The sequence below is a fragment of the Nocardiopsis sp. CNT312 genome (assembly GCF_000515115.1).
In the GTDB taxonomy this organism is placed as follows: domain Bacteria; phylum Actinomycetota; class Actinomycetes; order Streptosporangiales; family Streptosporangiaceae; genus Nocardiopsis.
Genome location: NZ_AZXF01000013.1, coordinates 84,950 through 99,020, shown reverse-complemented (window position 1 = coordinate 99,020; position 14,071 = coordinate 84,950). Strand labels below are relative to the sequence as shown.

Genomic DNA, 14,071 nt, shown 5'->3' with positions numbered 1-14,071 from the left:
GTGCTCGGGCTCCTCACGATCAGTGGAAGAAGTGACGGGTGCGGGTGAGGTACATGGTGACACCGGCGGCCTCGGCCGCGGCGACGACAGCCTCGTCCCGGATGGAGCCGCCCGGTTGGACCACGGCGCTCACTCCCGCCTCGGTGAGGATCTCCAGGCCGTCGGGGAAGGGGAAGAAGGCGTCACTGGCGGCGACCGCCCCCCGCACCCGGTCGCCGGCGCGGGTGACGGCGAGCCGGGCCGAGTCCACCCGGTTGACCTGGCCCATGCCCACACCCACGGTGGCGCCGTCGGCGGCGAGCAGGATGGCGTTGGACTTGACCGAGCGCACCGCCCGCCAGGCGAAGGCGAGATCGGCCAGGGTCCGCGCGTCGGCGGGCCGCCCGGTCGCCAGCTCCCAGTTCGCGGGGTCGTCGCCCTCAGCGTCGATGAGGTCGCGGGACTGGGCCAGCAGGCCGCCGCTGATCTGGCGCCGCTCGACGGCGGGGGCGGCCGGGTCCGCGACCGCGAGGAGGCGGATGTTCTTCTTCGCGGTGAGGATCGCCAGGGCGGCCTCGTCGAAGGCCGGGGCGACGACGACCTCGGTGAAGATCTCCTTGACCTGCCCGGCCAGCTCCTCGCCGACGGGCCGGTTGGTGGCGATGACGCCGCCGTAGGCCGACACGGGGTCGCAGGCGTGCGCCTTGCGGTGGGCCTCGGCGTTGTCGGAGCCCACGGCGATACCGCACGGGTTGGCGTGCTTGATGATCGCCACGCACGGGTCGCCGAAGTCGTGGGCCGCGCGCAGGGCGGCGTCGGCGTCGACGTAGTTGTTGTAGGACATCGCCTTGCCATGCAGTTGCACCGCCCCGGCCAGCCCGGCGGGGGCGGTGCCCTCAGCCGTGTACAGCGCCGCCTTCTGGTGCGGGTTCTCGCCGTAGCGCAGGACGTCCCTGCGTGCGTGGCCGGTGCCCAGGAAGGCGGGCCACCCGGACTCGGCGGCCTCGGTGTCGGGGGCGTAGGAGTCGGCGAACCAGGAGGCGACCGCGGCGTCGTAGACGGCGGTGTGCCGGAAGGCCAGGCCCGCCAGGTGCTTGCGCTGCTCCAGGGTGAACCCGCCGCCGCGCACCGCGCCGAGGACGGTGTCATAGGCGTTCGGGTCGACGACCACGGCGACGCTGGCGTGGTTCTTGGCCGAGGCGCGGACCATGGCCGGTCCGCCGATGTCGATCTTCTCGACGCAGTCGGCGGCGCAGGCCCCGGAGGCGACGGTGTCCTGGAAGGGGTAGAGGTTGACCACCACCAGGTCGAAGGGGGCGATGCCCAGGCCCTCGATCGTGGCGACGTGGTCGGGGTTGGTCTGATCGGCGAGGAGTCCGGCGTGCACGTGGGGGTGCAGGGTCTTGACCCGGCCCTCCATGATCTCCGGGAACCCGGTGACGTCATCGACGGGGATGACGGGGACGCCGGCGTCCCGCAGCCGTGCGGCCGTCGAGCCGGTGGAGACGATCTCCACACCGGACTGTGCCAGGCCCTTGCCCAACTCCTCCAGACCGGTCTTGTCGTACACGCTGATCAACGCACGCCTGATGGCCTGCTGGGTCACCGGTTCTCCTTCGTGTCGCTCGCGTCCGTGACGCTGTGCTCGGTGCGGCCGAACCGCACGTGCCTGCCGTCGACCGTCCAGCCCTCCCGGGCGAGCCTGCCGACCGTGTCGACGAGCATCCGCCGTTCCACGGTCTTGATCCGCTCGTGGAGGCTGGACTCGTCGTCGCCGTCCTCGACGGGCACCGCGACCTGGTCGATGATCGGACCGGAGTCGACGCCCTCGTCGAGGAAGTGGATGGTGGTGCCGGTGATCCGGACACCGTGGGCGAGCGCGTCACGCACGGCGTGCGCGCCCGGGAACGAGGGGAGCAGAGCGGGGTGGATGTTGACCGCGGTGTGGCGCTGGAGGACGGCGGGGCCGAGGATGCGCATGAACCCGGCGGAGACCACCAGGTCCGGCTCGTGGGCGCTGATCGCCTCGGCCATGGCCCGGTTCCACTCGAAGCGGTCGGCGTAGTCCCGGAAGGGGACGACGAACGCGGACACGCCGGCCGCCTCGGCCCGTTCGATGCCCCGCGTACCCCGGCGGTCCGATCCCACGGCCACCACCTCGGCGCCGTAGGCGGGATCCCGGGCCGCTTCGACCAGGGCCGACATGTTGCTGCCCGTGCCCGATATGAGGACGACCACTCGCGCGGACAATGTGCGTCTCCCAGCGTGTAGAGAACCGTGCGGGAGCGGGACTCCCGTGCCCGGGGCGCCGGGAACGGCGCGGCGTCCGGACGGGGTTTCGGCGGCACCCGCGACGGGCTCTCGGTGGAGCGCGACCACCGCGTCGCGGAGGGTGACCTCCGCGCCCCGGGCGGGGCACGGTCCGCGTGCGAGGCCGACGGGTGCCGGACGGATCGACTCGGCCCGCCCGATCCCCCACCCTATCCGGCCAGGTAGCGTCAGACCCACGGGGACCGGTCGTAGGCCGCCCGCGGCCCGGCCGACGCGGGCCCGCTCCGTCCCCGGACCCGCCGACACCGACGCATGCCCCGTGCCCCCGCGCGCGGGGGCACGGCGCCCCTAGGGGCGTACCGAAGGAGTGAACGTGACCGACAAGGAGCCCAGAGCCGACGAGCAGCCGCCCAAGCTCGAGCGGGGCGGCCTGTGGGGCCTGTTCCTGGGAGCGGCCGCCCTGCTCTTTCTGCCCTACGGCGTGGTGCTGTCCGTGTTCGGGGTCGTCCAGGGCTTCCGGGCGGCGCGCCGCGCCGCCCGGAAGAACAGCACCTACGCGCCCGTCGCGGCGGCGAGCGTGGTGGTCGGCGCGGCGGGCATCCTCATCACGGCCGCCGCGGGTGCCATGTTCGTGGTCTACGACGAGGAGATCACCGCCTACCGTGACTGCTCCGTACGCGCGCACACCGTGAGCACCCAGAAGGCCTGCGACGAGGCCTGGGAGTCCGGTACCGGCCTGCCCCCGGTGCTGCCGTCGTTCGTCGCCTGACCCCGTCTTCCCCGCACGGGTGCGGCGGGGCTTCCCGCCGCACCCGTGCGTGCCGGCTTGGTGACTGGCCGCCCTCCCGCACTGCTCCTAGCCGAAACGGCCGTTTCCCTCACTGCGCCGACCCGCAAAGGAACTACACTCAGTGCACAACCATTGACCAAAAGTGCTGACACCACTGCTCGCGTGGAAAGGCTCAGATGGACACTGAGGCCGCCGTCCCGCCCGGACCGGAACTGAGGGAGTACACGGCCCTGCTGCGACGCCGCTGGCGGACGGTGGCCGCCGGGGTCCTCGGCGGAACGCTCCTCGCCACGGCCGGCGTTCTGGCGCTGCCCCGCACCTACGAGTCCACCGCCGCCGTCCAGGTCCGCCCCACGGAGCTGCCCGAGCTCACCGGCGAGCAGGCCGGACGGCTCACGGGGGACATCAACCTGGACACCGAGGCGCAGGTGCTCCTCTCCGACGAGGTCTCCGCCGCCGTCGCCGAACGGCTCGGTGGGGCTGGCGGAGCACCGCCCTCCACCTCCGATCTGCGCGAGCGCTTGTCCCTGACGGTCCCCGCCAACAGCAACGTGCTGGAGGTGACCTACGCGGCCGGGAGCCCGGAAGCCGCCCGCCGCGGTGCCGACGCCTACGCCGAGGCCTACCTCGCCCAGCGTGAGGCCTACGTCCAGGAACTCCTCTCCGACCGCTTGGAGGCCCTGCGCGGGGAGCAGGAACTGCGCTACGAGGAGCTGTCCGGTCTGAAGGGCGACTCCACCCGGGCGGTCGCCCTCCGCGCGGAGATCGCCGACCTCGGCGGCGACATCAGCCCGCTCGGCACCCTCCGGGAGACGCTCCGCCCCGGCCGGGTCATCACCCCGGCCGCCCTCCCCGAGGGCGCCGCCGCCCCCCTGCCGGCCCTGTGGCTGCCCGCGGGTGCGGCGCTCGGGCTGCTCGCCGGGCTGCTCCTGGCCGCGGCCCGCGACCGTCTGGACCCGTTCCTGCGCGGTGCCGAGGACACCGGGCGGATCGGCGGCGTCCCGGTGCTGATGGACCTGTCCGCCACCGCCGGAGGCTCCCCCCTGCTGCCGGACGACGGCGACCGGGGCGGCCAGCACGTCAACGGGGCCGCGCACGCCGTACGCGCCCGCCTGCGCGCCCGGGACGCCTCCGGGGCCCGCAGGCGCGGCGGTGTCCTGCTCGTGGCCGCCACCGCGTCCGGACGCGCCGGGACCGCCGCGGCGGCCGACCTGGCGGCGGCCCTGGTCCGTACCGGCTCCGACACCCTGCTCGTGTGCGCCGACCCCGACCCGGGGGGCGCCGCACTGCTGGGGCTGGCCGAGGGCCCGGGGCTGGCCGAGGCCCTGACGGGCGGCACCGACCCCGCCGAACTGGAGACGCGATCCGCCGCGGCCGCACACCTGCGCGTGCTGCGCTACGGCCGCCCCGGCAGCGCCGCCGACGTGCAGGGCACCGCGATGCCGGGTCTGGTCCGCCTGTTGCGGGAGAGGGCCGAGTACACGGTGATCGCCGTGCCCTCAGCTGCCGAGCGCGCCGACGTCCACGCTCTGTCCGCCTCGGTGGACCTGCTCCTTCCGGTCGTCGAGGCTGGCCGCACCCGCCGGGCCGACCTGAGGTCGCTGCTGGACACGGCCGCGCGGTTCGGGGTACCCGTGGCCGGAGCGGCCGTCCTGCCCCGCCAGCCCCGCTCACAGGCCCGGCCCACCCGGGTCAAGGGGTCCGACGGCCCCTCGTCCGGCGGCCCCTCGTCCGGCGGCCCCTCGTCCGGCGGCCCCTCGTCCGACGGGCTCACGGCCGGTGCGGCCCCGGCCGCCTCCGTCGGCTCCGCCAAGGCCGGGAACTGATGGCGGGCGCTTCCGCGTCCGTGCGCGGTGCCCGTGCCGGTTCGGTGCTCCTCGGTGTGCCGGCGGCCACGTCCGGGCGTCCGCTGGTCTGGCTGCTGGCCGGATATCCACTGTGGTGGGCGCTGGGCTTGGGGCAGTTCGCGTACTGGCTGTTCGCCGTGCCGATGGCGGCGGAACTGCTGCGCCGCCACCGGCGGGTGGGCCTGCGCCTGCCCCCGGGGTTCTGGATGTGGGGGCTCTTCCTCGCCTGGACCGTGCTGGGCCTGGCTCTGGTGCCGCTGGAGGCCCCGGGGACCGTCCCCGACAGCGGCGGCTACGCCGGGGCGGTGCTGCGCGTCGTGAACTACCTGGTGCTGACCGTCCTCATGCTCTACGTCGGGAACCTGTCCGAGCGCGAACTGCCCACGCGCACGGTCGTGTGGTGCCTGTCCGTCCTGTGCCTGGCCACCATCGCGGGCGGCTACCTGGGCGTGTTCGCCCCGCGACTGGAGTTCACGGCGCCGCTGGAGCACCTCCTTCCGGGCACGCTGGCTTCGGACCCCTTCGTCCAGGCCCTGGTGCACCCGGCCTCGGCGCAGGTCATGGACGTCTTCGGTTACGAGAGCGCCCGGCCGAAAGCACCGTGGGAGTACACCAACACCTGGGGGTACATGGTCTCCCTCCTGCTGGTGTGGCTGGTGGTGGGCTGGTTCCTCCAGGGGGGCCGTGCCGCGCGCTGGGGGGCGCTGGCGGCGGGCGCGCTGGCGGTGCTGCCGGTCGTCCACTCCCTCAACCGCGCCGTGTGGGCGGGGCTGGCGCTGTCGCTGGTCTACGCGCTCGTCCAGACGCTGCGCCGGGGGCACACGGCCCTGGCGGCTGCGTGCGCGGCGGCCGTCGCGGTGGGAGTACTGGCACTGGCGGTGTCGCCCCTGGGGGAGACGGTGCGCGCACGCGCCGAGAACCCGCACAGCGACGACGGCCGCGCCGCGACCAACTCCGCGGCCGTCGACGCCGCCGCCCACTCCCCCGTCCTGGGCTGGGGCACCACGCGGCAGGCACTGGGCAGTTCGGACTCGATCGCGATCGGTCCCACGGCCGAGTGCCCGGAGTGCGGACAGCACGTCATCGGCAACGCGGGCCAACTGTGGATGACTGTGGTCGCCCACGGCTGGGCGGGCGCCCTCCTGTTCCTGGCCTTCCCCGCCTGGACGGTGTGGCGCCACCGGGCGCAGGCCTCGCCGGTGGGCCAGGGCGCGCTCCTGACCGTGCTGCTGCTGTTCTGGTACATGTTCTTCTACGTGGCGCTGATGTCCCCGATGGCGGTCACCGTGATCGCTCTCGCCCTGCTCTGGCGCCTCGAACGGCCGACTCCGGCCCTTCGGGGAGGGGTGTGCCTGCCTGGGGGCCCCGGTGAACCGTGAGACGACCTACCTGACCGATCTCGCCGCGGTGCTGTGGCCGTGCGGCGGCCTGCTCGGGCCCGGGGACGGGGAGGTGGGCCGACGCGCCCGCCGGGACCGGGGACAGCAGTACCTGCCCGTGCCCAGCGCGCGCGATCCGCGGGTCATCCTGCCCGTCTACGACCGCTCGGCCGCCACCCGGGGCATCGCGTCCTTCTCCCGGAGGCACTCGGCAGCGGACCGGCTGCGTGCGGCGCTCCTGGCCGCGGCGTTCACCACCGGGCTGGCCCCCCTGGTGCTGCGCGACCGGCTGTACGTGGGGGCGGGGCCCGGAATCGAGCACGCGCTCGCGTCGGCGCTCGACCGGGAGCTGGCGGTCGCGATCCACCTCGGTCCGCCGCGCGCCAACCGCAAACCAGTGCTCCTGCTGCTCACCCCCGGGGGCCGTACCGTGGGCTACGCCAAGGTCGCCGTGAACGACCTGACGTCGCGCCTGGTGCGTGACGAGAGCCGTGCGCTGCGCCGCCTGGCCGACGCGCGCCTCCCGGACGTGACGGTCCCGCGCCTGCTCCACGAGGGCGAGTGGAACGGCTACCCCCTGCTGGTGCAGGAGGCGCTGCCTGTGGGCTACCAGACCGACCGTCCCACCCGCCACCAGCTGCTGCGCTGTGTCACCCAGATCGCCGACCTGGCGGGGAGCCGCACGCTGCACTTGGCGGAGAGCCCCTACCGGCGTGCCCTGGCCGAGCGGATCCTGCGCCTGGGGGCGCGCCCGGAGGCCGCGCCGCTGCGTGAGGCCCTGGTCGGGCTGCCGGACGTGCGCCTGCCGTTCGGGGCCTGGCACGGCGATCTGACCAGGTGGAACATCGCCGGCACCGCGCGGCGTGCCTTCGTCTGGGACTGGGAGCGGTTGGCCATGGACGCCCCCGTGGGCTTCGACGCGCTGCACTACGACCTCAACGAGTGCGTCCAGGCGGGGGTGCACCCGGGTGTGCACCGGTGGCTGGACAGCGGCCCCCGTCTGCTGCTCGACCCCCTGATGTCCGGAACGGGGCTGGGCGCACACGCGGTGTCGACGGTGATGGCCCTGTACCTGATCGATCTGGCCACCCGGTACCTGCACGACCGCCAGGACGAGTGCGGGGCCTCGATGGCGGCCGTGGACGACTGGCTGCTGCCCGCTCTGGAGGTCCTCCGGGAGAGGGCCGCGCACGAGGCCGCCCGCACCGGCTGACGGCCGCCGCCCCACACACGACCCACCCGTCATGGAAGGACCCCGTGATGCCACAGGACACCCGCCCCGCCCTGCGCCGCCTGGCCGCCCCGGTCCGGCAGGCCCTGCTGCCCCTGGCCGACGGGGTGGGGGCCGTGACCAGTTCCGCCCGCGCCCTGCCGGACCTGCTCATCTGCGGTGCCCAGCGTGCGGGGACCACGTCCCTGTTCAAGTGCCTGTCCCAGCACCCGGCAGTCACGGGGCCGACCCTGCGCAAGGGGGTGCACTACTTCGACACGGACTACGCCCGGGGGCTCGCGTGGTACCGGGCGCACTTCCCGCTGCTGTCCTCCGTGCGGGAACGGGAGGGACGCCCCCGGGTGCGTGTGATGGAGTCCAGCCCCTACTACCTGTTCCACCCGCTGGCCGCACGGCGGATCGCCCGCGACCTGCCCGGTGTCAGGGTCGTGGTGATCCTGCGCGACCCCGTGGAGCGCGCCTACTCGGCGCACGCCCACGAGAGCGCCCGCGGGTTCGAGACCGAGCCCTTCGCCCGTGCGGTCGATCTGGAGGAGCGGCGGCTGGCGGGTGAGGAGGCGCGGCTGACGGAGGAGCCGGGATACCGGTCCCACTCCCACCAGCACCACGCCTACCTGGCACGCGGCCGGTACGCCGACCAGCTCGCACGACTGGAGCGGTACCTGGGCCGGGACCGGGTGCACGCCGTGGACCACGCGGAGCTGTTCGACGGCACCGCGCGGGAGCTGTCGGCGATCGAGCGCTTCCTCGGCCTGCCCCCCGGCCCGGGGCTGGTCCCCGGCCGCCACAACGCGCGCGGCCGGTCGGCGATGCCCGCGTCGCTGCGCGCCGAGCTGACCGACCGCTTCGCCGAGAGCGACGCCGCGCTGACCCGCTGGTGGGGGCGCACCCCCTCGTGGCGAGCGTGACCGCCTCCACCGACGATTCCGGGCTGGGCCGCGTCCTGCGGGGCGGGGTCCTCAACATGGCGGGGGCCGCCGTCAGCGCGGTGCTCGGGCTGGCGCTGACCGTCACCGTCACCCGGGCCTTCTCCCAGGAGACGGCGGGGCTGCTGTTCTCCGCGACCTCGGTGTTCCTGATCGCGGCGGTGGTGGCAGGGGCGGGCGCCCCGGACGGCCTGGTGTACTTCATCGCCCGGCTGCGCGTCCACGGCACGGCCGGGGGGACGGCCGCGCTCCTGCGGCTCGCGGCGGGGCCGGCCACCGCGGTGTCGGTGGCCGCGGGCGGTGCGCTGATGGTCTTCGCCGAACCGATGGCCCGCGCCCTGGCCGTGGCGGACGCCGCCCTCTACCTGCGGATCCTGGCCGTGTTCCTGCCCTGCGCGGTCATGCTCGACACGGCTCTGGCGGCCACGCGCGCCCACCATGTCATGGCCGCGACGGTGCTGGTGGACAAGGTGGGGCGACCGCTGGCCCAGTTGGGGCTGGTGGTGGCGGTGGGGCTGTCGGGGTCGGCGGGTCTGCTGACCCTCGCGTGGGCGGGACCGTACCTGCCCGCGGCCGTGCTGGCCTGGTTCTGGCTGGGCCGGATCCTCTCGCGGGGCGCCGCCCGGAGACCGCCCCTCGGTGCGGGGGACACTGCGGAGGGGGTCACGCCGCGGACGTTCTGGGGGTTCGCGCTGCCGCGCGCGGTGGCCGGGATCGCACAGATGGGCGTGCAGCGCGGCGGAGTGGTGCTGGCGGCGTTCCTGGGCGGGCTCGCGGAGGCCGCGGTGTTCACGGCCTCGACCCGGATCATGGTCGGCGGGCAGTTCGCCACGCAGGCGGTGCTGTCGGCGGCCCAGCCCCGGTTCGCGGAACTAGCGGCGGAGGAGGACCACACGGGTGTGCGCACCCTGTACCAAGCGGGGACGTCGTGGCTGGTGTGCGTGACGTGGCCCCTGTACCTCACCGGTCTGGGATGCGCGCCCCTGATCATGGCCCTGTTCGGCCCGGACTACGCCACGGGCGCCACGGCGCTGGCCGTGGTGTGCGCCGGCCAGCTCACCGCGTCCGCGCTGGGCATGGGCGACCTGGTGCTGACGATGAGCGGGCGGACCGGGCTCAACCTGCTCAACAACGGCCTGTCCCTGGCGGTGAACCTCCTGGGGTGCGCGGCCCTGATCCCCGTACTGGGCGCGACCGGGGCGGCGGTGGCGCTGGTGGCGGCCCAAGCGGTGCGCAAGCTGCTGCCACTGTGGCAGTTGCGGCACCAGGTGAGGCTGTACCCGTTCAACGGCCCGGTGATGATCGCCACGGGCAGCGCGCTCTGCTGGTTCGCCTCCCTCCCCCTGCTCGCACGGGCGACCCTGGGCGAGGGGTTCGCCGTGCTGGCGGCGGCCGTGGCGGCCGGTGCGTTGGGCCACGCGCTGACGGTGTGGCGGCTGCGCGGCCACCTCTCTCCCCGTCAGTGCGCGCACATCCCCGCGATGTGACTGTGTGTTATGACATGATGACGGCATGTCCGATCGACCGATCCTCCTGGTGTCGTCCAACGGCGGCCATCTCACCCAGTTGCTGTCCCTGCGGCCCTGGTGGTCGGGGAGGGAGCGCCTGTGGGTGACGTTCCGCGCCCCCGACGCGGCTGCCTCCCTGCGCGGTGAGGACGTGCGCTGGGCCCACCACCCCACCACCCGCCACGTGGGCAACCTCGCGCGCAACACGCTCCTGGCCGCGCGGGTCCTGCGCGAACGGCGCCCGGCGGCGGTCGTGTCGACCGGGGCCGGGGTCGCCCTGCCGTTCTTCGCCCTGGCCTGGCTGCTGAGAGTGCCGACCGTCTACATCGAGGTCTACGACCGCATCGACACCCCCACCCTCACCGCCCGGCTGTGCCGCCCGTTCACCCGCCTGTTCCTCGCCCAGTGGGAGGAGCAGCGGTCGTTCATGCCCGGCGCCATCACGGTAGGACCGCTGCTTTGACCGAAGAGACCACCCGCACGACACCGCACTCCCATGACCGGAACCACCCCGACGTGCTGGTCAGCGTCGGCACCGACCACCACACGTTCGACCGCCTGGTCCGGTGGGCCGACGACTACGCCCGCCGCAACCCCGATCTGCGTGTCCTGGTGCAGCACGGACACAGCGCGCCCCCCGAGCGGGCCCAGGGGACCCCGTTCCTGCCGCCGGCTGAGCTCGGCCGGCACATGCGCCGGGCCCGGGCCGTGGTCACCCACGGGGGGCCGGGAAGCATCGTGCAGGCACGCGACAACGGACGCCTGCCCATCGTCGTGGCCCGCGACCCCGAACTGGACGAGCACGTCGACGACCACCAGCTCCTGTTCGTGGAGCGCCTGGAGCGGTCCGGGCGCGTCCGGGCGTGCTCCACCCCCCAGCAGCTGGAGGCGTTGATCGACAAGGCGCTCGCCTCCCCGGAGGACTTCCTGGTCCGCCCCGGGGACGGGCCCGGTCCCGACCGCGCCGCGCTGCGGGCCGGGAAGCTCATCGACCTGCTCACCGATGCCCCGGCGTCCCCCGAACCGGTGCCCACCGTCTCCGCCGAGGGCCCCTGGCCCGACGTGACCGTGGTGGTCCCGACGCGGGACCGGCCCGAACTGCTGCGGCGCACCCTGCGCTCGATCGACGAGCAGGACTACCCGGGCCGTATCACCGCGATCGTGGTCTTCGACAACGACCAGCCGGACCCCTCGCTCACCCGCCGCGGCGGCGACCGCCCGGTGCGCGTGGTGACCAACACCCTCACCCCGGGCCTGGCCGGGGCGCGCAACACCGGGGTCCTGGCCGCGGACACCGACCTGGTGGCCTTCTGCGACGACGACGACACGTGGCTCCCGGACAAACTGCGGGCCCAGGTCCGCGTCATGGTCGCCGAACCGGACACCGAGATGGTGTGCTGCGGCATCCGGGTGGTCTACGACAGGACCGAGTCCGAGCGGGTACTGGACCGCACCAGCGTCACCTTCGGCGACCTGTTGGGCTCGCGGCTGACCGAACTGCACCCGTCGACGTTCCTGATCAGGCGGCGGGCGATGGTCGACGGGTGCGGCACCGTGAGCGAGGAGATCCCGGGCAGCTACGCGGAGGACTACGAACTGCTGTTGCGGATGGCGCGCCGAGGGCCGATCAGGAACGTGCCCGAACCGGGAGTGCGCGTCCTGTGGCACCGCCGGTCGCACTTCGCGGGCCGCTGGAAGACCATCTCCAGTGCCCTGCGCTGGCTCCTGGACCGCTACCCCGAGTTCTCCCTCGTCCGCCGGGGCTACGCGCGGGTGGCTGGCCAGATCGCCTTCGCCGAGGCGGCGGCGGGACGGCGCGGCACCGCCCTGCGGTGGGTGCGCACCACCCTGCGGCACAGGGCCGTCGAGGGGCGCGCCTACCTGGCACTGCTCGTCGTGCTCGGACTGCCCTCCGGGTGGGTGCTGCGCGCGCTGCACCTGCGGGGCAAGGGCCTCTGACCGGCCCGGCCCCGGTCAGTCGCCGGTGAGTTCCGACAGGCGGTGGACCCGGCCGGGCATGTGGACGTAGGGGTCCAGCCCGGCCACCCGATAGCCCAGCCTGGCGAACTCGTTGGCCCCGATCCGGAAGTCGCACTCGTGCGTGGTCCGGTTGTCCCAGAGCTTGACGGCGCGGATCCGCTCGTAGCGCTTGAGGACTCCCGGGATGTCGGCGTACCAGAGCAGGGTCTGGGCGGGGCCGATGTCGGTGGTGCCCATCTCACCGATCATCACCGGCTTGTCCGGGTCGATACCGTGCTCGGGGCCCTCGCTCTGGATCCACTCGTAGGCGGGCGCGATGGCCTCCTCGAAGGAGACCACGTGCGTCCAGCCGGGGTGGCTCTCACAGCCGGTCATGTTGTAGCCCTCCCAACTGATCCAGTCGACGTAGCCGTTGCCGGGCCACAGCCCGGGGAGCCGGTCCAGGTTGCCCGGCCACCCGGTCACGTTCCACACCCAGACGGCGTTGTCGGCGCCCTCCTCGCGGTACAGGTCGACCACGTGCCGCCAGGCGGCCACGAACTCCTCCGGGGTACCGCGCACCTTGTAGCGCCTGCCCGCGTCCGCCTCGTGGTCGAAGGTGACGAAGTAGGGGACCTTCAGGGCGGCGATCCCCCGGGCCTGGGAGCGCAGCGAGGCGTCGTACTCGCCGTCGATGATGTCCTCGTAGTCGACGGCGGGGTGGCCGCGTTCGTTGAAGCGGCGCGCCTCGATGTTGGTGTGCACGATGCGCCCCTGGGCGACCAGCCGCTTCTCCCGCTTGCCGGGGACGTGCCCCTGGTCGACCCCGCGCCAGGTGTAGACGAGGTCCATGTCCCGGTCAACGAGCTCCTCCAGCGGCTCCACGTCGTCCTCGTAGGGGCTGGCGCCCCACCACACACCGCACGAGGGTTCGAGGATCTCCGAGACCGTGCACCCGTACCACTGCGGCAGGGCGAGCCCGAGCAGCGGCACCCAGCGGTCCGAGGCGGGCATGTGCTCCTCGCCGCGTCCGTCACCCGACGCGGACACCCCTCCCGCCAGGACCAGGGTGGCCAGTGCCGCCCCTGTCGCCGCCAGTCCGCGTCCCGGTCTCCTGAGCACGTCGCACTCCCCCACTTCGCATATGCCATCCTGGAGTAATGAAATAACTACCCATTGTCACAATGTGGACACATGCGGAACCGGGAATCCGCGCTCAGTAGTCGTACCGCCCGCGTACGGGCGCGGTCAGCGCCGTGACCAGGCGCCTGCGCCACGGCGCCAGGGAGGCGCGCCACCCGTGGTCCGGACGCACCCCCAGCGGTCCGCCGGTGAAGCGCATCGGGTTGCCCGACACCGCGTGCGTCGCCGCCGCGCCGAGGCCGCCCTCCAGGTCGGGCAGCGCGCCCCCGTGGCCGACGAACGCGGCGATCCGGGCGAACTCGGCCGCCGGGTCGGTCACGAAGTCCTCGTAGCGCACCCGCAGGGTGGGCAAGCCGCGGCGCTCCAGCGCCTCGAAGGCGGTGTTCTGCACCATCCACTGCACCGCCGCCCGCCCGGTGCCGTAGCGCGCCATCTCCGGCTCGCTGCTGGCCGGGGAGGCGTCGGGGCGCGCGATGCGCTTGCTCCAGGAGTGGGCAACCGCCCTGGGGTCCCTGACCACGTGGAGCAACCGCATCCGGGTGCCGTAGCGCCGGAACAGGCACGCGGCGAGCGAGGCGTGTTTGCTGGCGTCTACGATCACGTGCGCGCCGCCGACCCGCGCCACCGCAGCGTACAGGCGGTGGTAGAACCCGGTGTAGCGCTCGCCCCGCGAGGCCAGGGGGCCGGGGACCGTGCCGCGCAGCAGCGCGGGCAGGTGGCGGGTCCGGTCGACCCCCGCCTTGAGCCGCAGCAGGTCCGGGGCGTCGAGACGCTCCCAGCCGCCGAAGGCCTCCTTGCCGACCTCGGCCCAGAAACCACAGTCGTGGAAGGGGGCGCCGCAGCCGCACCGCTCGTTCTCGACGAGGCCGCGCCGCCACAGGTGCACGGTCTCACCCACCGGGCAGAACCCGGGCAGTTCCCCCAAGAGCCGCTCGATCAGGGTCGACCCGGAACGCCCCATCCCTCCGACGAACACCAGACGATAGCCATCCACACCCCCAGGATATGACCCGGAGAGATCAAATGGACACCGAGGGA

12 protein-coding genes are annotated in these 14,071 nt (G+C 73.8%); 8 read left to right on the top strand and 4 right to left on the bottom strand.

Annotation, left to right across the window (positions count from 1 at the left end; all coding sequences use genetic code 11):
- Window positions 1–19: 19 nt before the first annotated feature.
- Both purH and purN read right to left on the bottom strand, forming a co-directional pair.
- Window positions 20–1,585 (bottom strand): bifunctional phosphoribosylaminoimidazolecarboxamide formyltransferase/IMP cyclohydrolase, encoded by a 1,566-nt coding sequence (purH, locus tag B042_RS0105180; protein WP_028647368.1) that lies wholly within the window; start codon window positions 1,583–1,585, stop codon window positions 20–22.
- Window positions 1,582–2,217 carry a phosphoribosylglycinamide formyltransferase gene (gene purN / locus B042_RS0105175; protein WP_028647367.1) on the bottom strand — a complete coding sequence of 212 codons (636 nt, stop codon included), beginning with the start codon at window positions 2,215–2,217 and terminating at the stop codon, window positions 1,582–1,584. Before purN ends, purH begins: the two co-directional genes overlap by 4 nt.
- A gap of 406 nt (window positions 2,218–2,623) precedes the next feature.
- Here purN and B042_RS0105170 point away from each other — a divergent pair, with 406 nt between their 5' ends.
- From B042_RS0105170 to B042_RS0105135, 8 genes are all read left to right on the top strand, one after another.
- Window positions 2,624–3,019 carry a hypothetical protein gene (locus tag B042_RS0105170; protein ID WP_028647366.1) on the top strand — a complete coding sequence of 132 codons (396 nt, stop codon included), beginning with the start codon at window positions 2,624–2,626 and terminating at the stop codon, window positions 3,017–3,019.
- A 197-nt stretch (window positions 3,020–3,216) separates the two neighbouring features.
- Window positions 3,217–4,866, top strand: coding sequence for a Wzz/FepE/Etk N-terminal domain-containing protein (locus B042_RS26915; protein ID WP_028647365.1), 1,650 nt, complete (start codon window positions 3,217–3,219; stop codon window positions 4,864–4,866).
- Window positions 4,866–6,266, top strand: a complete 1,401-nt coding sequence (locus B042_RS0105160; RefSeq protein WP_231493833.1) for an O-antigen ligase family protein — start codon at window positions 4,866–4,868, stop codon at window positions 6,264–6,266. The genes B042_RS26915 and B042_RS0105160 overlap by 1 nt, the downstream gene beginning before the upstream one ends.
- The gene (locus B042_RS0105155) at window positions 6,256–7,479 is read left to right on the top strand and encodes an aminoglycoside phosphotransferase (protein WP_028647363.1); all 1,224 of its coding nucleotides are present in this window, start codon (window positions 6,256–6,258) and stop codon (window positions 7,477–7,479) included. The genes B042_RS0105160 and B042_RS0105155 overlap by 11 nt, the downstream gene beginning before the upstream one ends.
- Window positions 7,480–7,526: 47 nt before the next feature.
- Complete coding sequence (locus B042_RS0105150) at window positions 7,527–8,405, top strand: sulfotransferase domain-containing protein (RefSeq protein ID WP_028647362.1); 879 nt, start codon at window positions 7,527–7,529, stop codon at window positions 8,403–8,405.
- Window positions 8,375–9,910: a lipopolysaccharide biosynthesis protein gene (locus B042_RS0105145; RefSeq protein ID WP_036553938.1), complete on the top strand. Its 1,536-nt coding sequence runs from the start codon at window positions 8,375–8,377 to the stop codon at window positions 9,908–9,910. The genes B042_RS0105150 and B042_RS0105145 overlap by 31 nt, the downstream gene beginning before the upstream one ends.
- A 25-nt stretch (window positions 9,911–9,935) precedes the next feature.
- Window positions 9,936–10,394, top strand: a complete 459-nt coding sequence (locus B042_RS0105140) for a polysaccharide biosynthesis protein (protein WP_028647360.1) — start codon at window positions 9,936–9,938, stop codon at window positions 10,392–10,394.
- The gene (locus B042_RS0105135; RefSeq protein ID WP_028647359.1) at window positions 10,391–11,890 is read left to right on the top strand and encodes a glycosyltransferase; all 1,500 of its coding nucleotides are present in this window, start codon (window positions 10,391–10,393) and stop codon (window positions 11,888–11,890) included. Before B042_RS0105140 ends, B042_RS0105135 begins: the two co-directional genes overlap by 4 nt.
- A 15-nt stretch (window positions 11,891–11,905) precedes the next feature.
- On the opposite strand, the gene B042_RS0105130 is transcribed toward B042_RS0105135, so the two are convergent.
- Entirely contained in the window at window positions 11,906–13,012 is a 1,107-nt protein-coding gene (locus tag B042_RS0105130) for a glycoside hydrolase family 26 protein (protein WP_036554001.1), read from the bottom strand.
- A gap of 94 nt (window positions 13,013–13,106) precedes the next feature.
- The gene (locus B042_RS0105125; protein WP_036553936.1) at window positions 13,107–13,994 is read right to left on the bottom strand and encodes a sulfotransferase; all 888 of its coding nucleotides are present in this window, start codon (window positions 13,992–13,994) and stop codon (window positions 13,107–13,109) included.
- Between the last annotated feature and the right edge of the window lie 77 nt (window positions 13,995–14,071).

What these genes read in the sequence shown, in the direction of transcription:
- B042_RS26915 (WP_028647365.1), top strand. Translation starts at nt 3,217, where the DNA reads ATGGACACTGAGGCCGCCGTCCCGCCCGGACCGGAACTGAGGGAGTAC.
- B042_RS0105160 (WP_231493833.1), top strand. Translation starts at nt 4,866, where the DNA reads ATGGCGGGCGCTTCCGCGTCCGTGCGCGGTGCCCGTGCCGGTTCGGTG.
- B042_RS0105140 (WP_028647360.1), top strand. Translation starts at nt 9,936, where the DNA reads ATGTCCGATCGACCGATCCTCCTGGTGTCGTCCAACGGCGGCCATCTC.
- B042_RS0105150 (WP_028647362.1), top strand. Translation starts at nt 7,527, where the DNA reads ATGCCACAGGACACCCGCCCCGCCCTGCGCCGCCTGGCCGCCCCGGTC.
- B042_RS0105125 (WP_036553936.1), bottom strand. Translation starts at nt 13,994, where the DNA reads ATGGGGCGTTCCGGGTCGACCCTGATCGAGCGGCTCTTGGGGGAACTG.